Below are 21,317 nucleotides of genomic sequence, written 5' to 3' on the forward strand. Positions count from 1 at the left end.
GGTGTCACTGCTCCGCATGGAACCAGAAGCTCCGGCCGGCTGGGATTTCTTCGACTCCGTCGATTTCCCGACCGACCTCACCGGCGACCCGATGGGTCGCGCACCGGTCCGGCACGTCGTCACAGCGGTCGTGGTCGGGCACGAAGGTGCCGCCTGGCTCCCGAGGCTGACCGAGGCGCTGTGGGCCCTCGGCCGCCGCCCGGAACGGCTGATCGCGGTCGACACCGGCTCCACCGACGAAACCGCCGAACTGCTGGCCACGATGCCCGCGGTCGAGCCCGTGGTCAGCCTGTCCGCCCGCACAGGCTTCGGTACGGCCGTCGCCCGCGGACTGGAGACGGTCGGGTTCGCCCCGGTGCCGTCCGCCGTCGGGCCGTACGGCGACGACGGCCATATGCCGGTGGTCGAGTGGCTCTGGCTGCTGCACGACGACTGCGCGCCGGCCCCGAAAGCGCTCGAACAATTGTTGCTGCAGGCCACAATGTCTCCGGACACGGCCGTCTGGGGACCGAAGCTGCGGTTGTGGCCGCGCGATCGCGAACTGCTCGAGGTCGGCGTCACCACCTCGCTCGGCGGCCGGCGCGACACCGGCATCGAGATCGGCGAGCTCGACCAGGGCCAGCACGACCAGCCGCGCAACGTGCTCGCGGTCAGCTCGGCCGGCATGCTGGTCCGCCGCGACGTCTGGGAATCGCTGAAGGGGTTCGACCCGCGGCTGCCGATGTTCCGCGACGACATCGACTTCGGCTGGCGGGCCAGCCGGGCCGGCTTCAAGGTCGGCGTCGCGCCCGACGCAGTGGTGTACCACGCCCAGGCTGCCGCAACAGGTGAACGCGCGCTGGCCGGCACCAGGCGGCACGCCTATCAGCTCGACCGCGCGCACGCCTACTACACGGTGCTCGCGAACGCTCCGAGCAGACTGCTTCCGCTCCTGGTCCTCCGGTTCCTGCTGGGCGCCACCTTCCGGTCGCTGTGGTTCCTGCTCGGCAAGACACCCTCGGGGGCCGTCGACGAGTGGACCGCCCTGCTGGGCACTGTGCTCGCGGGCGGCTGGACACAGGCCCGCAAGGACCGCCGCAACCTCGACCGCGTCCCGTACGACGACATCAAGTCGCTGTTCGGGCGATCCGTGCACGCCCTGCGGCACAACCTCGAAGAGACCGGCAGCACGATCTCGGAGCGGTTGCGTGAGGCCTGGGCCGATGAGCCCGAGGAGCAGGTCGTCACCACGGCTCGCCGGGCCAAGAGCACGGCCCGTGTCGCGGTCGACCAGCCGCGCTGGCGCCGACAGCTGATTCGCCGGCCCTTCCTGGTGGTCTGGGGGGTCTTGTTCCTCGGCGCCTTCATTGCCGCCCGTAGCTTGATCGGCGGCGGCGTCCTGCGATCGCACCTGTTGCTGCCTCCGCACGAAAGCCTCGGGTCCCTGTGGCATGCGGCCGCATCGGCGCCGCCCGGAGTGACCCCGCCTGCCTGGCTTTCCCAGTTCTGGGCCCTTTCCACCGTCACCTTCGGCCCGTCCGGAGCGACGAACGTGCTGCTCCTGGGCGCGATTCCGCTGGCTGCACTGGCGGCCTGGGGACTGCTGCGCGCTTTCGTCGTCGACCGGGTTGCCCGAGCGTGGGGCGCAGCGGCGTACGGGCTGGCGGTTTTCACCAACGGAGCGGTCTCGCAGGGGCGACTCGGGACTTGTGTGGCGGCCATCGTGCTGCCGCTGCTCGGTGCCGCTGTGCACACTGTCGCCAGGCGTCGCCGAGTTGTCATCCAGGGCAGTTGGCGGGCCGCTTGGTTCGCCGGGATCTGCCAGGCGATCCTGTTCGCTTTCACGCCGGCGCTGGGCCTACTGGCCGGGATCGCGTTGGTGGCCGGGGCTCTGCTCGGGCTCGGTTGGCGGCGGCAAGGCCGTCAGCTCGTCTTCTCGGTCTTCCTCGGACTGGTGCTCGTTCTGCCTTGGACGATCCAGCTCGTGCTGCACCCATCCCGGCTCGGCCAGGAAGCCGGCGGGCCGCCGACCGCAGCTGTGGGGCCTGGCGACAGCATCGCCCGGCTGCTGACCGGTACGCCGGTTGGTGCGCCCGCACCTTGGTGGTTCGCGGTGCCGCTCATTCTGGTGGCGCTGCTGGCGCTGACCCGCGAATCGCGACAGCGGTACGAGTTGCTCGGCTGGCTCGTCGCGCTGGCCGGTCTGGCCGGGACGTTGATCGCGAGCCGCCTCGGTGGTGGCAGCGGGCCGCTGATGTTCCTGATGAGCGCTGGATGGATCGTCGCGGTGACCGTGGCCTGGGATTCGGTCGGGAAGTCTCGCGAGCTGATCGTCCAAGGTGTGCTCGGTCTAGTTCTGGTGACGACGATCGTCACGGCCGGCTTCTGGCTGGTGCGCGGCGACGACGGGCCGCTCCGGCGAGGACCTGAGCAGGACCTCCCGGCGTACCTGCAGTCATCGCAGGGCCCACCGCAGTACGCGTCGATCCTGGTGGTGCGCAAGGTGTCGAACAGTCCAATGCGGTACTCGCTGGTGCGCAACGGCGGCCCGCGGATGGGGTCGCTGGAGGCCGCGCCGACGGCGGCCCAGACCAAGCCGCTCACCGACGTACTGTCGACGCTCGGCGGCGGCGGGACCGGCGAGGAGGGGCGGCAGTTGGCCGCACTCGACGTCGACTACCTGTACCTGCCCGCGCCCGTCGACCCGACGCTGATGTCCACTCTCGACTCGCTGCCGGGGCTGACTCGCGCGAGTGCCGAGGGCGACGACGCGTCCTGGCTGATCGACCGGTCGACGATCGACGGCAAGGCGCCGCTGAACGACACCACCCGCAACCTGTGGCGCGTGCTCGGGATCATCGCCTGGATCATCGCGCTGATCTCCTGCATGCCGACGGCCCGCCGTACGGTCGCGGTGCCGCACGGGACGCACGCCAGGAGGTCCTCGTGACCAGCCTGCTGTCCGACCTCCGGGTCCGCATCGGCGCCTGCGTGCTCGCGCTTGCCGTCCTCGGTGGGCTGGGCGCGATCACGCATGCCAAGACGCCGGTGACTCGCGCAGAGGGTGTCGAGGAGCCCACGCGGACCGTGGTGAACCGCACCGCACTCGCGTGTCCGGTGCCCGGTCTCGGCGGCAAGGTGTCGTCCTGGGTGAACGCCGTGGCGCCGACTCTTCCGGAGGGCACCCCGACTGCCGCGGGCGACTCGACGCCGCTGTCGATCGCGCCCCTGCCGTCCACGTCCGACCCGGTCGGCTCGGTGCTTGCACGCGGCAAAATCGCATCCACTGCGCGTACTGCGACGCTGCAGCCGCTGTCGATCCGCGGTACGGGCCCGTTGGCCGCCGGCGCGGTGGCGACCAGTACGACGGTCGCCGAGGAAGGCGTCAATCGCGGCATGGCGAGCGTGCCGTGTCAGGTGCCGGGCTCCGACTTCTGGTTCGTCGGGGCCTCGGGTGCTGTGAATCGCCGGGACGTGCTGGTGCTGACCAACCTCGACAGCGTCAACGCCGAGGTGAACGTCACCTTCTACTCGGCCACCGGCGTTCAGGACGTTCCGAACGCCCGCGGGGTCGTGGTGCCTGCACGCGGTACCGCCGAGGTCTACCTCGGCCAGGTCGTGAAGCTCCCCGACCTCGCCCTCCACGTGGTGTCCACCGGCGGCCGGGTCGCCCCGGCGCTCCGGGACAACGCGAGCAGCGGCAAGACCCCGGCCGGAGTCGACTGGCTCAACACCTCGGCCCAGCCGGCGCTCAAGGTGACCGTGCCCGCGCTGGCCGGCGGGAGCGGCGTACGGATTCTCACTGTCGTGAACCCGGGCGATCTGCAGGCGACCGCGACACTGACGATCAACGGGCCGAACGGGCCGTTCAAACCGGCCGAGTTGTCGACACTGCAGATCCCGGCCGGCTCGACCAAGGTGATCCGGTTGGAGGGGGCGCTGAAGAAGTACGCGTCCGCGATCACGGTGTCCGCCGACCAGCCGATCACCGCCGCGACCCGGATGACGAACTCCGCGGTCACCGAGTTCGCCACCCTGGGCGCGACCGAGCCGTTGCGCGGACCGGCGTACGTCGTCCTGCCGCCGCACGAACAACCAGTGGTCCTGCAGGTGACAGCACCGGGCGACACGGCCGGCCTCCGCTTCGAACTCCGCGACGCGACCGACAAGGTGATCCAGACCAGCTCGCTCGACGTGATCGGCGGCGCGACCAACGTCATCACCTTCAAGCCCCAGACGAAGCCGACGTACCTGATGGTCGAGCAACTCCGCGGCGACATCGTCGCGGGCGCCACCTTGATGCCCGCCCCCAAGGCCGACCCCGACGACACCCCCCAGGTAGCGGCCTGGCCGCTCACCACCTCGCTGGTCTTCCGCGCCCAACTAGGTGCCCAACCAGACACGAAGGCCGCACTCAACTAGCAGCCCACCTCGCGCTGACCCAGGCAGGAAGGTGCGACGCGGGTCGGCGTACGGGTCAGTCTTCGTCGGTGTCGAAGTCGGGGTCTATTTGTTCGGGGGAGAGGGCCAGGACGTCGGCCAGTTCGAGGACGAGGGCGGAGCGGACGAGCCAGGCGAGGCTGGTGCCTGAGCGTTCGGCTCTCAGTTCGATGGGGCGGCGGAAGACGATGATGCGGTAGGGCTCGTGGGAGGTGCCGCCGGTCGAGTGGGTGAGTGGGATCTGGCCGGCGTGCAGGTCGAGGTTCGGGACGTCCTCGATGGCGAACTCGACCCGGGCGATCACCTGCGGGAGGCGCTTCTCCAGGCGCGTCACCTCGATCGCGACGACCTCGTCGAACTGGGCCGCGGCCGACCGTTGCAGCGGTAGTCCGCGCGGCGCGAAGCTGCTCGGCCGGCTGATCGGTCCGAGCATGCCGCGCCCATGGCGGTCGATGTGCCTGCGATGACGGCGAGCCTCGGTCACGCGATCAGCCTAGTGGGGGTAGCGTCTGGACGTGAGCATCGCCAGGATCTGTTCGCGCGCCGCCTGCCATCGGCCGGCCGTGTCGACGCTCACCTACGTCTATGCCGACTCGACCTGCGTTCTCGGTCCGTTGGCCACGTACGCCGAACCGCACTGCTACGACCTCTGCGCGGATCACGCCGACCGTCTCACCGCCCCGAACGGCTGGGAGGTGATCCGGCTGGCTCCGGATCCCGCGGCGGCCGGTCCGTCCAACGACGACCTCGAGGCGCTGGCGAACGCAGTACGGGAAGCGGCTCGCCCGCTCCCGCCGGCTCGGCCGGGTCAGCCGGCCCCTGGAGCGCCCGTCGAGGTCGCCCGCCGCGGCCACCTGCGCATGCTGCGCGACCCGGACGACACCCCCGGCCACGACAACAAAGAACAGGCCTGACGCGCCACCTTCCCCGCTTCTGGCGAACCCACGCTTTGCGGGGTCGTCCCCTGAAAGTGTGGGTTGGCGCGCGGTATCCACGCAGACAACCCACCGTTTGAGGGGACAACCCCGCAAAGCGTGGGTTCGCCGGAGGGTCGGGTGGCGATCCTGCCGGGTACGAGGGAGGGGCGCTGCGCGCCCCCTCGGGCTGTTTCGCAGCGTGGGATGAGGTTGACGACGTTGTCATCGACTGACAAGACTCTTCAGCTGTGAACGATCAAAAACTACGCGTCGGAGTCGTCGGGCTGGGATTCGCCGGCCGGACCGCCCTGGAAGCCTTCGCCGAGCTGCCCGATGTCGAGGTGGTCGCGCTCGCGGGGCTGGAGAAGGACATTCTCGCCGAGCTCGGCGAGAAGTTCGGGGTGCCGCAGCTTTTCGAGAAGTGGGAGGACCTGGTCGAGTTCCCCGGCCTCGATGCCGTCAGCATCGGGACGCCGACCCAGTTGCACGCGCCGATCGCACTCGCCGCCCTGGACAAGGGCCTGCACGTGTTGTGCGAGAAGCCGCTGGCCCGGACCGTCGCCGAAGGCCAGGCGATGGTCGAGGCGGCGAAGAAGGCCGGCAAGGTGCTGAAGGTGGTGTTCAACCACCGCGAGCGCGGCGACGTCGCGGCCCTGAAGCACCAGATCGACGAGGGCCAGCTCGGCCGCATCTACTACGCGAAGGCGCACTGGATGCGCCGCAACGGCATCCCCGGGATGGGCGGCTGGTTCACCAACCGCGAGCTGTCCGGCGGTGGCCCGCTGATCGACCTCGGGGTGCACATCCTCGACCTGGCCCTGCACCTGCTGAACGAGCCGAAGGTGACCACGGTCAGCGCGAACACCTTCGCCGAACTCGGTCCGCGCGGCCGCGGCAGCTCCTCGAGCGTGATCCGGCCGACCGTCGACACGCTCGGCTCCAAGTTCGAGGTGGAGGACCTCGCCACGGCGTACCTGCGGCTCGAGGGCGGCGGGGCGCTGCAGCTGGAGACGAGCTGGGCGACGTACCGCGCTCCCGGCGACAACTTCGGGATCGAGCTGTTCGGTACCGAGGGCGGCGCGAAGATCGAAGTACAGAACTACACCAGTACCGACACGCTGCGGATCTTCACCGACGTCGCGGGCGTGCCCGCCGAGGTGCGGCCCGCGACCGGCGCGGGTCTTGGGCACCGCGCGGTCGTCAGCGAGTTCGTCGCCATCGTGCAGAGCGGCGACTGGTCGGCGCACATCGGGTCCGAGGCACTCGTCCGGACCCAGGTCATCGACGCCTGTTACGCCTCGGCGCAGGCAGGACGAGAGGTCGTACTCGATGCTTAACGTCACCGTCTGGGGCGAGAACGTCCACGAACAGGACGACGCCGCGGTCCAGAAGATCTACCCCGACACCATGCACGAGACGATCGCCGCCGGTCTGCGGGCGAAGCTCGGCGACGAGGTGAAGGTCCGTACGGCGTGGTTGCAGCAACCCGAGCACGGTCTGACCGAGGAAGTGCTCGCCGAGACCGATGTGCTCACCTGGTGGGGGCACCGCGCGCACGGCGACGTGGACGACGCGGTCGTCGAGCGCGTCCAGGAGGCGGTGCTCGCCGGGATGGGCCTGATCGCGCTGCACTCGGCGCACTTCTCGAAGATCTTCAAGAAGTTGATGGGTACGACGTGCTCGCTCGACTGGCGGTCGGACAACGATCGCGAGCTGCTCTGGACGGTCGCGGCCGGGCACCCGATCGCGGCCGGCGTACCGCATCCGCTGGTGATCGGTCAGGAGGAGATGTACGGCGAGCTGTTCGACGTACCGCAGCCGGATGAGCTGGTGTTCGTCAGCTCGTTCTCCGGTGGCGAGGTGTTCCGCTCGGGCTGCTGCTACCGGCGCGGCCAGGGCCGGGTGTTCTACTTCCGGCCGGGCGACCAGGAGTACCCGACCTACCACCAGCCGGAGATCCAGCAGATCCTCGCGAACGCCGTCCGGTGGGCCGCTCCCGTCGTACCGCGGAAGCTCCCCGACGTGCACCACCGCGCAACGCCGGGCTGGTTCGACCAAGCCTGAAACACGGTTTCACACCCGGGCCGGATAGGGTCCACCTCATGGTTGACGTTGCTGCGATCTTCAAGGCGTACGACGTCCGCGGGGTCGTTCCGGACCAGCTGGACGAGGCGGTGGCCCGGGCGACCGGCGCGGCGTTCGTCGAGGTCCTGGACGTGCTCGCGGGCCCTGGCTCGGTGGTGATCGGGTACGACATGCGCCCGTCCAGCCCCGGGCTGGCGGCCGCGTTCGCCGAGGGGGTCACCAGCACCGGCGCCGACGTGATCGACATCGGCCTGGCCTCCACCGACCAGCTGTACTTCGCCTCCGGCCGGCTCCAGTTGCCCGGTGCGATGTTCACCGCGAGCCACAACCCGGCGAAGTACAACGGGATCAAGATGTGCCGCGCGGGAGCGTCCCCGGTCGGCTCGGAGTCCGGTCTGCGCGACATCGCCGACCTGGTCGCCAAGTCGCTGACCGAGGGACCGATCAGCGTCGCGGTGCCCGGCAAGGTGGTGCACAAGGACCTGCTGACGGCGTACGCCGATCATCTCAACGACCTCGTCGACCTGAGCGGCATCCGCCCGCTCAAGGTCGTCGTCGACGCCGGTAACGGGATGGGCGGGCACACGGTGCCGGCCGTGTTCGCGACCGGTCCGGTCGAGATCGTGCCGCTGTACTTCGAGCTGGACGGCAACTTCCCCAACCACGAGGCCAACCCGCTCGACCCGAAGAACCTGGTCGACCTGCAGGCCAAGGTCGTCGAGGTGGGCGCGGATCTCGGGCTGGCCTTCGACGGCGACGCGGACCGCTGCTTCGTCGTGGACGAGAAGGGCGCTCCGATCTCGCCGAGCGCGGTCACCGGCGCCGTCGCCGTACGGGAGCTGGCCAAGCACCCGGGCTCGGCCGTGATCCACAACCTGATCACGTCCAAGGCCGTGCCCGAGTTGATCACCGAGCACGGCGGTACGCCGGTCCGCGCGCGGGTCGGGCACTCCTACATCAAGCAGAAGATGGCCGAGACCGACGCCGTGTTCGGTGGCGAGCACTCGGCGCACTACTACTTCCGCGATTTCTGGCGGGCCGACACCGGGATGCTCGCGGCACTGCACGTGCTCGCGGCACTCGGTGAGCAAAGCAAGCCGGCCAGTGAGTTGTTCGCCGTCTACGAGCGCTATGTGGCCTCGGGCGAGATCAACAGCCGGGTGGACGACGCGGCCGCGACAGTTGCCGCGATCGAAGACACCTACTCCGGCACCGACGGGATTACCGTTGACCACCTGGACGGTCTGACGGTCGACGCGGGGACGTGGTGGTTCAACGTCCGCGCGTCGAACACCGAGCCGCTGCTGCGGCTGAACGTCGAGGCTCCGGACGCCGCCACCATGGAGCGGGTCCGGGACGAGGTACTGGCTCTGATCACCGGCGCATCCACCCGAGAAGGAAACTGATGACTCCCCCTAACATCAACCTGGACCCCGACCTGCTCAGCATCCTGGTCTGCCCGAAGTGCCGCTCGGAGTTCCGGGTGGACGACGAGGCGAACGAGCTGGTCTGCACCAACGCGACCTGCGCCCTGGCGTACCCGGTCCGTGACGACATCCCCGTACTGCTCATCGACGAGGCTCGCGAGACCCGCCAGGAGAACTCGCAGGCATGAGCTTCTTCGACGACTCGCGGCTGGACGACCCGGCCGCGCTCCGGGCGACCGATCACCTGCTCCGCCGGCTGGCCGGTGCGGGTGCCCGCGTCCGGGCCGAGATCGCGTTCTCCGCGGACGTGCTGGCCGGTCTGGGCAGCGACGGCTTCCGGCCTCGCGCGATCGTGGCCGCCGGTCGCGATGCCCGGCTGGTGCGTGCCGTGCTCGAGCCGGTCTGCCCGGTGCCGTTCGTGGCCTGGCCCGGTCCCGGTCTGCCGGGCTGGACCGGCCCGCTCGACCTGGTGATCGTCCTCGGCGGGACGTCGGAGGACTCCGGCGCGATGTCGGCAGCCTCCGAGGCCGTACGCCGTGGCTGCGGGCTGATGGTCGCGTCGCCGGAGGACTCGCCCGTCGCGCAGGCTTCGGCCGGCTCCCGGCACGCCATCCGGCTCCCGTCGCAGTCGGACGACCAGTTGGCCGCCGCTGTCGCAGTACTGCAGGCGCTGCACCAGATGGAGCTCGGGCCGGCGGTCGACGCGGACGCGGTCGCGGCGATGCTGGACGAGGTCGCCATCGAGTGCTCGCCCAACAACGACGTCGCGTCGAACCCGGCGAAGGACCTGTCGTTGATGCTCGCGGACGCGCTGCCGCTGGTGTGGGGTGGCTCTGTGTTGGCTGCTCGTGCTGCCCGTCGTGTCGTCGAGGCGATGCGGCTGGCGAGTGGGCGCCCGGCGCTCGCGGCCGATGCGGGGCACCTGCTGCCCGTGCTCGCGAGCCAGCCGCCGCGCGATGTCTTCGCGGACCCGTTCGACAAGCAGGAGGAGCTCCGGCCCGGCCTGATCATCCTGGACGACGGGGTGGAGGACGAGGGCGTCATGGAGACCCAGCGGAAGTTGCAGGAGAAAGCCGAGCGGCACGAGGTCCGTGTGCACGTGGTCACTCAGGCCAACGGCACCGACGTGGCGCGCTACGCCGCCCTGACCCAGCACGGCCGCTACGCCGCGGCGTACCTGGGGATCGGCCTCGGCCGCTACGGTACGCCGGTCGAGGACTCCTCGGCGCCAGGCAACCCCGCGGAGGATCCGGCGTGGTAGCTCGGCTGCAGAACACCATCCGGGACTACGCCTGGGGCTCACGGACCGCGCTCCCCGAGCTGCTCGGGGTCGAGCCGGACGGCAATCCGCAGGCAGAGCTCTGGATGGGCGCGCACGAGTCGGCGTCGTCGCTGGTCGGCGGCGAGTCGCTGTACCAGTTGGTGTCGGCCGAGCCTGCCGCAGTACTGGGTGCGGAGACGGCCTCGCGGTTCGAGGGCCGGTTCCCGTTCCTGGCGAAGTTGCTCGCGGCCGAGCAGCCGTTGTCGATCCAGGCGCATCCGTCGCGGTCGCAGGCCGTCGACGGGTATGCCCGGGACGAGGCGGCCGGGATTCCGCGCGACGCCGCCGACCGGAACTACAAGGACTCCTGGCCGAAGCCGGAGATCCTGATCGCACTCGGGCCGTTCGACGCGCTGGTCGGATTCCGGCCGCTGGACGAGTCGGTCGCGTTGCTCGAAGCGCTCGGAGCTCCCGAGCTGCAGGAGCTGGCGGATCTGCTGCGCGACGGGAAGTTGCGCGACGCGTTCACGCACTTCATGAGTTCCGACCGGGACTCGATCCGGCCGCTGGTCGCGGCGCTGAGCGAAGCGTGCCGCCGGTACGACGGTACTACGTGGGCCGTGGAGGTCGAGACGCTCGACAAGCTCTGCGTGGACTTCCCCGACGATCCGGGGGTACTCGCCGCGTTGCTGCTCAACCGGGTCCGGCTGGAGCGGTTCCAGGCGGTGTACCTGCCGGCGGGGAACGTACACGCGTATCTGCACGGCACCGGGTTCGAGGTGATGGCGAACTCGGACAACGTCCTGCGCGGCGGGCTCACCCGCAAGCATGTCGACGTACCGGAGCTCGTATCGGTGGTCGACTTCGAGCCGCTCGCCTCGCCGGTGCTGGAGGGCACCGACGACGCGGCCGGCATCACGGCGTACGAGACCGGGTGTGAGTACTTCGCCGTACGTCGAATCGATGTCACCGGTGAGCTGGAGGTGCCCGCTGAGGGTCCGCGGATCGTCGCGTGCGTTGAGGGAACGGTGACGGTAGGTGCTGAGGGCACCGAAGACACCGTCGAGTTGTCCACCGGTCAGTCGGCGTTCCTCCGAGGACCCGAAGGACCCTGTAATCTGCGGGGTTCCGGCACGGCTTTCGTCGTGTCCACAGGCTGAAGCCCCTTATTTCACTGGAGGATCACCGAAATGGCAGGTGGCGGTAACAAGGCCGTCGTCGCGGCGCTGCTGGCGAACACCGGTATCGCGGTCACGAAGTTCGCCGCCTGGGGGCTGACCCAGTCCGCGTCGATGCTCGCCGAGGCGATCCACTCGCTCGCCGACGCGGGCAACCAGGTCCTGCTGCTGGTCGGTGCGAAGCGCGCCAAGCGCGAGGCCGACGAACTGCACCAGTTCGGCTTCGGCCGCGAGCGGTACGTGTACTCCTTCATCGTCGCGATCGTGCTGTTCAGCGTCGGTGGGCTGTTCGCGCTGTACGAGGGCTACCACAAGGTGCACGAGCCGCACGCGATCGAGCACTGGAAGTGGGTGCCGGTCGCGGTCCTGGTCGCCGCGATCGCGATGGAGTCGCTGTCGTTCCGGACGGCGATCGTCGAGGCGAACAAACTGCGCGGCTCGGTCGGATGGACCCGTTTCGTCCGCAACGCAAGGGCTCCTGAGCTGCCGGTCATCCTGCTGGAGGACTTCGCCGCGCTGACCGGCCTGGTACTCGCCCTGATCGGCGTCGTGCTGACCCTTGCCACCGGCAACGGAGTCTTCGACGGCCTCGGCTCGATGGCGATCGGCGCCCTGCTGGTCTGCGTCGCGATCTTCCTCGCCATCGAGATGAAGTCGCTGCTGCTCGGCGAGTCCGCGACCCGCGAGGTCCAGTCGCACATCGTCACCACGATCGAGAGCGTGCCCGGCGTACAGCGGCTGATCCACATCAAGACCCTGCACCTCGGCCCGGAGGAACTCCTGGTCGCCGCCAAACTCGCCGTCGCCCCGGGCACGGACGCGGCCACCATCGCGGCAACCATCGACGCCACCGAACGAGCCATCCGCGCCGCCGAACCGATGGCCCAGCAGATCTACCTCGAACCAGACATCTACACCGAGAACCACACCCCCGACCGCCGCCCCGCAGCACCGGAAGCCCCGGCCCACTAGAAGCCGGGTCCGGGTCAGTCCCTCGAGTGCAGAATGCGGTCGAGGGTCTGGCGGCCCATTCTGCTCATCGTTGGGTTGGTGTCGACGTAGTACCAGACGACGCCCATCGCCTGCTGGAACGCCCAAGCTTTGCCGCGCTCCCATTCGAGGTCGTCGCAGGCCAGGTCTCGTCGGAGGATTTCGCGCGGGCCTGCCTGTAGCAGGTGCCAGCCGCCGACCAGATCCAGTGCGGGGTCGGCCGGGCCGAAGCCGCCGGTGTCCAGTACGCCGCTGAGCCGGTCTCCCTCGACCAGTACGTTGCCGGGAATCAAGTCACCGTGGCTCATCACATCGGCGCTCGTGCGTGGCAACTCCCGGAAACGGCTCCACAGTTGGCGCAACGGGGGGACGTCGAGCAGCGCCTCGCTCTCCTCGAAGCACTTCGCCATCCAGTCGTCATGGTCAGCGAGTACGCCGCCACGACCTTCGCCGCTGAAGAGCCGTCCCCGGGTGTCGGCCTTCCGCAGGGCTGCGATGAAGGCCGCAAGGTCCTCGGCGAAAGCATCCGAACCACTCGCGTCGGCATGGAAGGCGATCGTTCCCGGCAGCCAGGTCTGCACCGACCATGGCATGGGATAACCGGCACCGGGTCTTCCCAACGCGACAGGTTCGGGGACGGGGAACCGCGACACCTGTGCGAGCTCCGCGCTCGCCCGGGCTTCCCGCTCCAGAACCGCCAGTACTTCGGCCGGGTCGGCCAGCCGCAGCGGGAAGCGCGCAGACAGGTCGTCCCCGATCCGGAAGATGGCGTTGACCGTCCCCGTCGACGGCAGGGGCCGAATCGCCCGGCCACTCCACTGCGGGAACTGCTCCTGGATCAAGGTCGCAACGACCTCGACAGTCACGTCCACCTGGTCAACATGCATGGTGGTCCAGTATTCCTCCGCAGGCTCCCGAATCAACCGAGATTTCCTGCGGTAGCCCGGCGGTGTGGTGGCGTGCGGGGTTACCTGGGGCGGTTGTGGGGTGGGGGGAGGACGCCGGAGCGGCCGAGCCAGTGCAAGGCGCGTTCGCGGTCTATTTCGGCGGGGCTGGGTGGGGCGGAGAGGCGGCCGGTTCGGTAGCCGAGGTTGCGGATGTCGGCGGCTACCGACGGTTCGGCGAGGGCCCGGAGCGCGAAGGCGAGGGCGGCCGGCGTCACGTCGTACCGGTGTTCCAGTTCGAGGGCGAGCCTGACGGCGGCGAGGTCGCGGGCGTCGTACTGGCGTTGGGTGCCGCGGCTGGCGCGGGAGCGGGGGAGCAGGCCGAGCGCCTCGCGATAGCGCAACATTCTGGGGGTGGTGCCCAGCCCGCGGGCTGCCTCAGTGATCCGCATGACACCAATCTTGACATTTCAGTGTCAGGAAAGCCCGTTCCGGTCCGCGCGCCCCCCGCACTACCCCTAGGCTCGACCCGTTGACCTCAACCGACACCCTCAAGGGAGCGGCACCGCATGACGTTCGATTACAAGGTGGCAGATCTCGGACTCGCCGAGTTCGGTCGCAAGGAGATCCGGCTCGCCGAGCACGAGATGCCGGGCCTGATGGCGATGCGCGCGCAGTACGGCGACAGCAAGCCGCTGTCCGGCGCGAAGATCATGGGCTCGTTGCACATGACCATCCAGACCGCCGTGCTGATCGAGACGCTGACGGCGCTCGGCGCGGAGGTGCGCTGGGTCTCCTGCAACATCTTCTCCACCCAGGACCACGCGGCCGCCGCGGTCGTCGTCGGCCCGGACGGTACCGCGGACGAGCCCAAGGGTGTCCCGGTCTTCGCCTGGAAGGGCGAGACGCTCGAGGAGTACTGGTGGTGCACCGAGCAGGCGCTGAAGTGGCCTGGTGCTGACGGCCCGAACATGATCCTGGACGACGGCGGCGACGCCACCATGCTCGTCCACAAGGGCACCGAGTTCGAGAAGGCGGGCGCCGTACCGGACCCGTCGACCGCGGACTCCGAGGAGTACGCCGTCGTCCTGACGACGCTGACCCGGACGCTGAAGGAAGACCCGCAGCTCTGGACGACCATCGGCGCCGGCATCAAGGGCGTCACCGAGGAGACCACCACCGGCGTGCACCGGCTGTACGAGATGCACAAGGCCGGCGCGCTGCTGTTCCCGGCGATCAACGTCAACGACTCGGTCACCAAGTCGAAGTTCGACAACAAGTACGGCTGCCGGCACTCGCTGATCGACGGCATCAACCGCGCCACCGACGTGCTGATCGGCGGCAAGGTCGCGGTCGTCTGCGGGTACGGCGACGTCGGCAAGGGCTGCGCGGAGTCGCTGCGCGGCCAGGGCGCCCGGGTGATCGTCACCGAGATCGACCCGATCTGCGCGCTGCAGGCGGCGATGGACGGCTACCAGGTCACCACGCTGGACGACGTCGTCGGTATCGCCGACATCTTCGTCACCACCACCGGCAACAAGGACGTCATCACCGCGGACCACATGTCGCGGATGAAGCACCAGGCGATCGTCGGCAACATCGGCCACTTCGACAACGAGATCGACATGGCCGGCCTGTACAAGACCCCGGGCATCGAGCGGGTCACGATCAAGCCGCAGGTCGACGAGTTCCGCTTCGCCGACGGTCACACCGTGATCATCCTGTCCGAGGGCCGGCTGCTGAACCTGGGCAACGCCACCGGTCACCCCTCGTTCGTGATGTCGAACTCGTTCACGAACCAGGTGCTCGCGCAGATCGAGCTGTTCGTGAAGACCAACGAGTACCCGACCGACGTCTACGTGCTGCCCAAGCACCTCGACGAGATGGTCGCCCGGCTGCACCTCGACGCCCTCGGTGTGAAGCTCACCGAGCTGTCCAAGGAGCAGGCCGAGTACCTCGGCGTACCGGTCGAGGGTCCGTACAAGTCGGACGCCTACCGCTACTGAGCCTGTACGACGTACGCCGAGACGCCCCGCGAGCAATTCGCGGGGCGTCTTCGCGTTCTCCGGGCCATTCCCTGCCGGGAATTGAGAGTGCCGCCACCGCACAGCAGGATCGGTGGTGTCGAGAAAACACTGTCCGGCAAGGAGAAATCGATGATCGACAACAGCACCCGTGACCTGGTCGCCCGGTACGTCGGAGTCTGGGGCGAGCCCGACGCCGAGAAGCGCCGCCGGACGATCGAGGACCTGTGGACCGAGAACGGCAGCCACCTGCTGCACCCGCCGGAGGAGATCCGCGACGCTGCGGCCGGACTGGGATTCGCCGCGACGACGCTGACGGCGACCGGGTACGACGAACTCGAGACCAGGGTCGCCCGCAGCTACCAGGAGTTCGTTGCTGATGGCAAGTACATCTTTCGGGCGCGGGACAACGCCGTACGGCTGGACGACCTGGTCAAGTTCAGCTGGGAGATGGTGTCGACCGCCGACGGTGAGGTCGTCGGCGAAGGGCTCGAGATCCTGCTGATCGACAGCGACCGGCGCATCCGCGCCGACTATCAGTTCCCCAATCCCTGAGTCAGCAGGGCGGCGGTCTCGGCATTGGCGGGGAGGAAGGCTTCCAGCTTCAGCTCCGCGACCGTCACGTCGAGGGCAGTGGCGAAGGTGGTGATCGTGGTGGTGAGGTGGAGGTCGCCGCGCGGGGAGCGCAGGTGCATGGGCGCGGCGAAGCCGACGTGGTCGGGGCCGGGCTCGACGTGCGGGACGTAGGCAGCCAGTTCGTCGCGGAACTCGCCCGGTGGGAGGCGGTCCAGGATGTGCTGGGCCCACTGGGAGAGGTTGACGATCCGGGGCGCCACGCCGTCGGGGTGCAGTGACAACCGCAGTACGTTGATCGGTGGTTCGAGCAGCTTCTCCGCGACGCCTTCGGTGAACAGGGTGAAGGCGTCGTTCGCCAGCACGAGGTTGTGGTCGGCATCGACGACGATGGCGGGGTACGGCAGGTGTCCGGTGAGGATGTGGTCGAGCGCCGATCGCACGTGCTCCAGCTCGGGGGCGTCGAGCCCGGTCTGCGGATACACCGGGGCGTAGCCGGCCGCGAGCAGCAGGTCGTTGCGGTCGCGGAGGGAGAGTTCCAGCGATTCGCCGAGCCGGACGACCATCGTGCGTCCCGGCTGCGAACGCCCCGACTCGATGAAGCTGAGGTGCCGCTGCGTGGTGCCGGCGCGGAGCGCGAGGTCGAGCTGGCTGAGGTGTCGTTCCTGCCGGGCCGACCGGAGGGCCTGAGAGAAGTTCACCCCACGCAGTCTGCCTGGTGCCTCAGACAGTTATGACCACTGATCGGGCTCGCTGCCCGGTGCATGCCAGCCCTGCGCGTTCACCTTCGTAGGCGCACTGACCGGTACTCCGCGCGCCGGCTGCTGCGGCGGGTAGGGGAGGCCTTGCGGCACCGGCTGCGGCGGCAGGGCGCCGTACGGGCTGGGCGGTGCGTAGGCCGTCGGGCTGGGCGGTGCGTAGGCGGTCCCGAAGGGTCCGGTGTAGGCGACGAATCGAGGGCCTTGGGTTGCCAGCCGGTCCAGTTCGCGGCGGCGGCGCTCGGCCAGTACTGCGGACAGGAACGCGGGCGACGAGAGCTGCACGGGTGGTGCTGGTGCGGTCACCCCGCCGACACGGAAAGCGAGCGCGTCGCCGAGCGCGATCCGCGCGCCGGGCTCCAGCTCGGTGTAGCGGGCGAGGTACTCCCGGGCGGTGTTGGCCAGCTCGTCGGACAGCCGGGACAGCTCCAATGAGTGCGCCCACTGCACCAGATGCGCCGGTACGAACAGCGGCGGTGAGGCCATCGGCTGATGCCGTTCGCGGATCACCACGGTGCCTGCGACGAGGTCGCCGATCCGCTTGCCCTGCTTGTTCATCAGGCTCGTCACGATGCCGGGGCTGGCGGCGAACCACGGCGCGAAGTCGACGAACAGCCACAGCAAGGTCCGCACCAGCGCATGCCGGAACCGGATCGAGCTGCCGTCGTCGCGGACCACCTTGAGGCCGAGCATCAGCTTGCCGAGCGTGCGGCCGCGGGTCAGCGTCTCCATCACCACGCGGTAGCCGACCAGGACCAGCAGCAGGACGAAGAAGATGATCGCTCCCCGCAGCGCGTCGCTGGCGCTGGTGAGCAGGAAGCCGAACAGCGTGGTGAAGAGGATGGCCAGCACGATGCCCTGGATGACCACGTCGATCGCGCAGGCGAGTGCGCGGGTCGGCATCCGCGCGATCCGCACCTGGAGGACGACCGCTTCCCCCGTGACCAGCTGAGACACGTCCGCCTCCCTCCTGCGACCAGTGTCCTGCATAGGAGGGCCGCTGCGCGCCCCCGACCCCGCCGTACGGGAGACTGGTCGGGACCGAACGGAGGGGCGGGATGGACGTAGAGGCGTTCGTGTCGGTTCACCAGCCTCAATGGGACCGCTTGGCGCAGCTCACCCGGCGGCAGCGGCGGCTGACCGGTGCCGAGGCCGACGAGCTCGTGCTTCTCTACCAGCGCGTCGGTACGCATCTGTCGGCCCTGCGAGCGGGCGGAGCCGACCCGGTGACGGTTGGGCGGCTCTCAGGACTCATAGCGGACGCCAGGGGTGCGGTCACCGGCGTACAGGCTCCTGTCTGGCGGGACATCTCGCGGTACTTCCTCGTGAGCTTCCCCGCGGCGCTGTACGCCTCACGTCGCTGGTGGCTGACGATCGGCGCGCTGTTCTACGCAGTCGCCGCGTGGATCGCGTGGCGGATCATCGCGCACCCGGAGCTGCTCGACTCCGTCGCGACGCCGGCGCAGATCCAGCAACTGGTCGACAAGGACTTCGCCAGCTACTACTCCGAGAATCCGGCCCAGGACTTCGCGCTGCACGTCTGGATCAACAACGCGACCATCTCCGCGGCCGTGCTCGCGATCGGCGTGCTGCTGGTGCCCACGATGTTCGTGTTGTGGAGCAACGCGGAGAACCTCGGCGTGGTGGCCGGCGTGATGATCAGCCACGACAAGGCAGGGGTGTTCTTCGGTCTGATCAGTCCGCACGGCCTGCTCGAGCTGACCGCGGTGTTCGTCGCCAGCGCGGCCGGTCTGCGGCTAGGGTGGTCGTGGATCGCGCCAGGCCCACGGACCCGGATGCAGGCACTTGCCCAGACCGGCCGCGCGACCGTGGGGATGGCGATCGGCCTGGCGGTGATCCTCCTGGTCACCGGGATGATCGAAGCCTTCGTGACCCCGTCCCCGCTGCCGACCGCCGTGCGGGTGGGGATCGGTGTGCTCGCCGAGGCCGCGTTCTTCGTCTACGTCTGGACGCTCGGCCGGCGCGCCTGGAAAGCCGGCGAGTACGGCGACGTCGAGGAAGCCGATCGCGAGGCGTCGGTCCCCGTCTCGGCCTGAGCAGTTTGCAGGCGGGTACCAAGACCGTATGAGGACCGCCCAGCAAGCCCAGCAGAGCCGCGTCTACGACTGGTCGATCACCGTCGGTTTGATCGCGTACGGCGTGGTGTATCTGCTCATCGGTTGGATCGCCCTGCAGATCGCCTGGGGCGGGACGTCGGAACAGGCCTCCCAGCAAGGCGCCCTGCAGGAGCTCGCCAGCAAGCCGTTCGGGACGGCCTTGCTCTGGATCGTCGCCATCGGCCTGTTCGCGCTGGTCATCTGGCGGGTGCTGCAGCTTGTCTACGGACACCTGAAGACCGACCGGAAGGTGTCGGCGGTCGGCCGCGGCATCGTGTATCTCGTGCTCGGCATCAGCGCCATCAAGGTCGCCACCGGCGGTAGCGGCGGCAACCAGAAGGCACTGACCGCCCGGCTGATGGCACACAGTGGCGGCCGGCTCCTGATCGCCGCCGCCGGCCTGGTCATTCTCGGGATCGGTCTCTACCAGATCTACAAGGCGTGGAAGAAGAAGTTCCTCGAAGACCTCAACGGCGGTGTCTCCAGGACGACCATCCTGCTCGGCCGGCTCGGCTACCTCGCCAAGGGAATCGCGTTCGCCGTCACCGGTGTGCTGTTCGTCTTCGGTGCGATCGACTACGACCCGAAGAAGGCCGGCGGCCTGGACACCGCCCTGCGAACCCTGAAGGACCAACCGTTCGGCACCGCCCTGCTCACCCTGGTGGCACTGGGCTTCGCCTGCTTCGGCGTCTACTGCTTCGTCTGGTCCCGCAACGCCCGGCACTGATTAAACGCCCAGCACCGCCGGTACGCCGTACGCGGGCGCCGGTGGTGCCAAGCAACGGAAATATGACAAAACCGGTAAATCGTTGACGCGCTGCCGCTCGATGGTGTGGTTTTCTCCCACAACCACCAGGGCGGAAGGTGCGTGCGGCGATGCGGAAAGTGATCTGTGCACTGGCGGCGATCGGGCTACTGGCGCTCGGCGGGCTGGCGTCCCCGGCGGTGGCGGCGGAGCCGGCCAAGCCGAAGGTGATCCGGGTCGGCGCGACCCAGGCGATGGACTCGATGAACCCGTTTCTGGCCGTCCGGCTGGTCTCCTCGTCGATCCACCGCTGGATGTACGGCTTCCTGACCGTGCCGGATCCGAAGACGCTGCAACCGAGTCCGGACCTGGCCGAGTCCTGGACCACCTCGCCGGACGGGCTGACCTGGACCTTCAAGATCCGGGCCGCGAAGTGGTCGGACGGGCAGCCGATCACGGCCGACGACGCCGCCTGGACGTTCACCAAGATGATGACCGACGACGGCGCCAAGACCGCGAACGGCCCGGCGGTGGAGAACTTCGCCAGTGTCACCGCGGCCGGGCAGGACCTCACGATCAAGCTGAAGGCCCCGCAGGCGTCGATGCTCGACAACCCGGTCCCGATCATGCCCAAGCACGTCTGGGAGAAGGTCGGCGACATCTCGAAGTACGAGGCCGACGACTTCCCTGCTGTCACCAGTGGTCCCTACATCGCGGTGGAGCAGAAGAAGGACCAGTACGTGAAGCTGAAGGCCAACCCGAACTACTGGCGTGGGCCGGCGAAGATCGACGAGTTGCAGGTGATCTTCTACGACAACCCGGCCGCCGCCGTCGTGGGGTTGAAGAAGGGCGACATCGACCTGATCGGCCGGCTCGCGCCACCGGACTTCGAGGCACTCAAGGGTGACCCGAACATCGTCCAGTGGAACACCCAGGGCCGCCGGTCGTCCTACCTGCAGGTCAATCTCGGCGCCACCACCAGCGACAACAAGCCGATCGGCGACGGGCATCCCGCGTTGAAGGACCAGCGGGTCCGCCAGGCGCTGCACTACGCGATCGACAAGCAGAAGCTGGTCGACGAGGTGCAGAACGGACTCGCCGTACCGGCCGACGGGTCGATCGTGCCGCCGATGTACAAGGACTTCTTCTGGTCCGCGACCGGGGACCAGAAGGTCACCCATGATGTTGCCAAGGCCAACAAGATTCTGGACGACGCCGGGTACAAGAAGGGTGCCGACGGGATCCGGACCATGCCGGACGGGTCGCGGAAACTGCAGTTCCGGTTCAGCATCCACACCGATACACCGATCGAGGACAAGCTCGCCGAGTACCTGACCGGCTGGTTCAAGGAGATCGGCATCGTGCTGACCACCAAGCGGCTGGACTCGAGCAAGTTCACCGAGGAGACCGGTACGACGGCGTTGTTCGACCTCGCCATCAGCGGCTGGTCGGTGAACCCGGACCCGGAGGAGGTGCTCGCGACCCACCTCTGCAGCAGGCGTCCCACCGCTTCGGGCCAGGGTGGCGGCACCGAGTCGTTCTACTGCGACCCGCAGTATGAGGCGCTCTATCGGCAGCAGCAGAAGGAACTCGACCGGCCGAAGCGGGCCGAGATCATCAAGCAGATGGAGCAGCGGCTCTACACCGACGCGCCGGTGATCGCCCTCTACTACCCGAACGATCTGGAGGGCTACCGCAAGGACCGGATCGCCAAGGTCACGCCCATCCCCGAGGACAAGGGCATGCTGTACGGCGGCAGCGGCTACTGGCCGTTCTACACGCTGGAAGCAGTCTCCAAGGACGGCGACGCGGCCGACGACGGGTCGAACACGGGCCTGTACGTCGGGCTGGGTGCCGCCGTCATCGTGCTCGTCGGAGCCGGGCTGTTCTTGGCCCGTCGTCGCCAGGGTGTTGCGGACGACCGCGAATGAGCGGCCTC

Annotated in this window: 20 protein-coding genes; 15 read left to right on the forward strand and 5 right to left on the reverse strand. The window is 68.8% G+C overall.

Annotated elements, in window-relative coordinates; genetic code table 11:
- The first annotated feature begins 16 nt into the window (after positions 1–16).
- Both DIZ26_RS27690 and DIZ26_RS27695 read left to right on the forward strand, forming a co-directional pair.
- The gene (locus DIZ26_RS27690) at positions 17–2,929 is read left to right on the forward strand and encodes a glycosyltransferase family 2 protein (RefSeq protein WP_112246687.1); all 2,913 of its coding nucleotides are present in this window, start codon (positions 17–19) and stop codon (positions 2,927–2,929) included.
- Positions 2,926–4,401, forward strand: coding sequence for a DUF5719 family protein (locus DIZ26_RS27695; RefSeq protein WP_112246689.1), 1,476 nt, complete (start codon positions 2,926–2,928; stop codon positions 4,399–4,401). Before DIZ26_RS27690 ends, DIZ26_RS27695 begins: the two co-directional genes overlap by 4 nt.
- A gap of 55 nt (positions 4,402–4,456) precedes the next feature.
- Here the strand turns inward: DIZ26_RS27695 and DIZ26_RS27700 are convergent, their stop codons facing one another.
- Positions 4,457–4,903 (reverse strand): metallopeptidase family protein, encoded by a 447-nt coding sequence (locus tag DIZ26_RS27700; RefSeq protein WP_232828630.1) that lies wholly within the window; start codon positions 4,901–4,903, stop codon positions 4,457–4,459.
- 31 nt (positions 4,904–4,934) lie between these two features.
- Here DIZ26_RS27700 and DIZ26_RS27705 point away from each other — a divergent pair, with 31 nt between their 5' ends.
- The 8 genes from DIZ26_RS27705 to DIZ26_RS27740 all read left to right on the forward strand — a co-directional run bounded on the left by DIZ26_RS27705 (position 4,935) and on the right by DIZ26_RS27740 (position 12,259).
- Positions 4,935–5,333 (forward strand): DUF3499 domain-containing protein, encoded by a 399-nt coding sequence (locus DIZ26_RS27705; protein ID WP_112246693.1) that lies wholly within the window; start codon positions 4,935–4,937, stop codon positions 5,331–5,333.
- Positions 5,334–5,584: 251 nt separating this feature from the next.
- Positions 5,585–6,673, forward strand: coding sequence for a Gfo/Idh/MocA family protein (locus DIZ26_RS27710; protein WP_112246695.1), 1,089 nt, complete (start codon positions 5,585–5,587; stop codon positions 6,671–6,673).
- Positions 6,666–7,400 carry a ThuA domain-containing protein gene (locus DIZ26_RS27715; protein WP_112246697.1) on the forward strand — a complete coding sequence of 245 codons (735 nt, stop codon included), beginning with the start codon at positions 6,666–6,668 and terminating at the stop codon, positions 7,398–7,400. The genes DIZ26_RS27710 and DIZ26_RS27715 overlap by 8 nt, the downstream gene beginning before the upstream one ends.
- A gap of 38 nt (positions 7,401–7,438) precedes the next feature.
- Complete coding sequence (locus tag DIZ26_RS27720; protein WP_112246699.1) at positions 7,439–8,827, forward strand: phosphomannomutase/phosphoglucomutase; 1,389 nt, start codon at positions 7,439–7,441, stop codon at positions 8,825–8,827.
- Positions 8,827–9,036, forward strand: a complete 210-nt coding sequence (locus DIZ26_RS27725; protein ID WP_166678543.1) for a Trm112 family protein — start codon at positions 8,827–8,829, stop codon at positions 9,034–9,036. The genes DIZ26_RS27720 and DIZ26_RS27725 overlap by 1 nt, the downstream gene beginning before the upstream one ends.
- On the forward strand, positions 9,033–10,109 hold the full coding sequence (locus tag DIZ26_RS27730; RefSeq protein WP_112246701.1) for an SIS domain-containing protein: 1,077 nt from the start codon (positions 9,033–9,035) through the stop codon (positions 10,107–10,109). Before DIZ26_RS27725 ends, DIZ26_RS27730 begins: the two co-directional genes overlap by 4 nt.
- Positions 10,103–11,269: a mannose-6-phosphate isomerase, class I gene (gene manA / locus DIZ26_RS27735; RefSeq protein ID WP_112246703.1), complete on the forward strand. Its 1,167-nt coding sequence runs from the start codon at positions 10,103–10,105 to the stop codon at positions 11,267–11,269. Before DIZ26_RS27730 ends, manA begins: the two co-directional genes overlap by 7 nt.
- 30 nt (positions 11,270–11,299) lie before the next feature.
- The gene (locus DIZ26_RS27740; RefSeq protein WP_112246705.1) at positions 11,300–12,259 is read left to right on the forward strand and encodes a cation diffusion facilitator family transporter; all 960 of its coding nucleotides are present in this window, start codon (positions 11,300–11,302) and stop codon (positions 12,257–12,259) included.
- Between the two features lie 14 nt (positions 12,260–12,273).
- On the opposite strand, the gene DIZ26_RS27745 is transcribed toward DIZ26_RS27740, so the two are convergent.
- Both DIZ26_RS27745 and DIZ26_RS27750 read right to left on the reverse strand, forming a co-directional pair.
- Complete coding sequence (locus DIZ26_RS27745; protein WP_112246707.1) at positions 12,274–13,164, reverse strand: aminoglycoside phosphotransferase family protein; 891 nt, start codon at positions 13,162–13,164, stop codon at positions 12,274–12,276.
- 80 nt (positions 13,165–13,244) lie between these two features.
- Entirely contained in the window at positions 13,245–13,613 is a 369-nt protein-coding gene (locus tag DIZ26_RS27750) for a MerR family transcriptional regulator (protein ID WP_112246709.1), read from the reverse strand.
- 117 nt (positions 13,614–13,730) lie between these two features.
- Between DIZ26_RS27750 and ahcY the strand changes: the two genes are divergently transcribed.
- Both ahcY and DIZ26_RS27760 read left to right on the forward strand, forming a co-directional pair.
- Positions 13,731–15,167 (forward strand): adenosylhomocysteinase, encoded by a 1,437-nt coding sequence (gene ahcY, locus DIZ26_RS27755; protein WP_112246711.1) that lies wholly within the window; start codon positions 13,731–13,733, stop codon positions 15,165–15,167.
- Positions 15,168–15,317: 150 nt separating this feature from the next.
- Positions 15,318–15,740 carry a hypothetical protein gene (locus DIZ26_RS27760; RefSeq protein ID WP_112247174.1) on the forward strand — a complete coding sequence of 141 codons (423 nt, stop codon included), beginning with the start codon at positions 15,318–15,320 and terminating at the stop codon, positions 15,738–15,740.
- Here DIZ26_RS27760 and DIZ26_RS27765 read toward each other — a convergent pair.
- Both DIZ26_RS27765 and DIZ26_RS27770 read right to left on the reverse strand, forming a co-directional pair.
- Positions 15,722–16,459 carry a helix-turn-helix domain-containing protein gene (locus tag DIZ26_RS27765; RefSeq protein WP_112246713.1) on the reverse strand — a complete coding sequence of 246 codons (738 nt, stop codon included), beginning with the start codon at positions 16,457–16,459 and terminating at the stop codon, positions 15,722–15,724. The genes DIZ26_RS27760 and DIZ26_RS27765 overlap by 19 nt on opposite strands.
- A 30-nt stretch (positions 16,460–16,489) precedes the next feature.
- Entirely contained in the window at positions 16,490–17,473 is a 984-nt protein-coding gene (locus tag DIZ26_RS27770; RefSeq protein WP_232828631.1) for an RDD family protein, read from the reverse strand.
- Positions 17,474–17,574: 101 nt separating this feature from the next.
- On the opposite strand from DIZ26_RS27770, the gene DIZ26_RS27775 reads away from it, so the two are divergent.
- The 3 genes from DIZ26_RS27775 (at position 17,575) to DIZ26_RS27785 (ending at position 21,309) form a co-directional block, all read left to right on the forward strand.
- A complete protein-coding gene (locus tag DIZ26_RS27775) occupies positions 17,575–18,573 on the forward strand; it encodes a stage II sporulation protein M (RefSeq protein ID WP_112246715.1) in 999 nt (332 codons plus the stop codon).
- The gene (locus tag DIZ26_RS27780; RefSeq protein ID WP_332872748.1) at positions 18,542–19,360 is read left to right on the forward strand and encodes a DUF1206 domain-containing protein; all 819 of its coding nucleotides are present in this window, start codon (positions 18,542–18,544) and stop codon (positions 19,358–19,360) included. The genes DIZ26_RS27775 and DIZ26_RS27780 overlap by 32 nt, the downstream gene beginning before the upstream one ends.
- 149 nt (positions 19,361–19,509) lie before the next feature.
- The gene (locus tag DIZ26_RS27785) at positions 19,510–21,309 is read left to right on the forward strand and encodes an ABC transporter substrate-binding protein (protein WP_112246719.1); all 1,800 of its coding nucleotides are present in this window, start codon (positions 19,510–19,512) and stop codon (positions 21,307–21,309) included.
- The last annotated feature ends 8 nt before the right edge of the window (positions 21,310–21,317 follow it).

It is taken from the genome of Kribbella monticola (genome assembly GCF_003261635.1).
Classification (GTDB): domain Bacteria; phylum Actinomycetota; class Actinomycetes; order Propionibacteriales; family Kribbellaceae; genus Kribbella; species Kribbella monticola.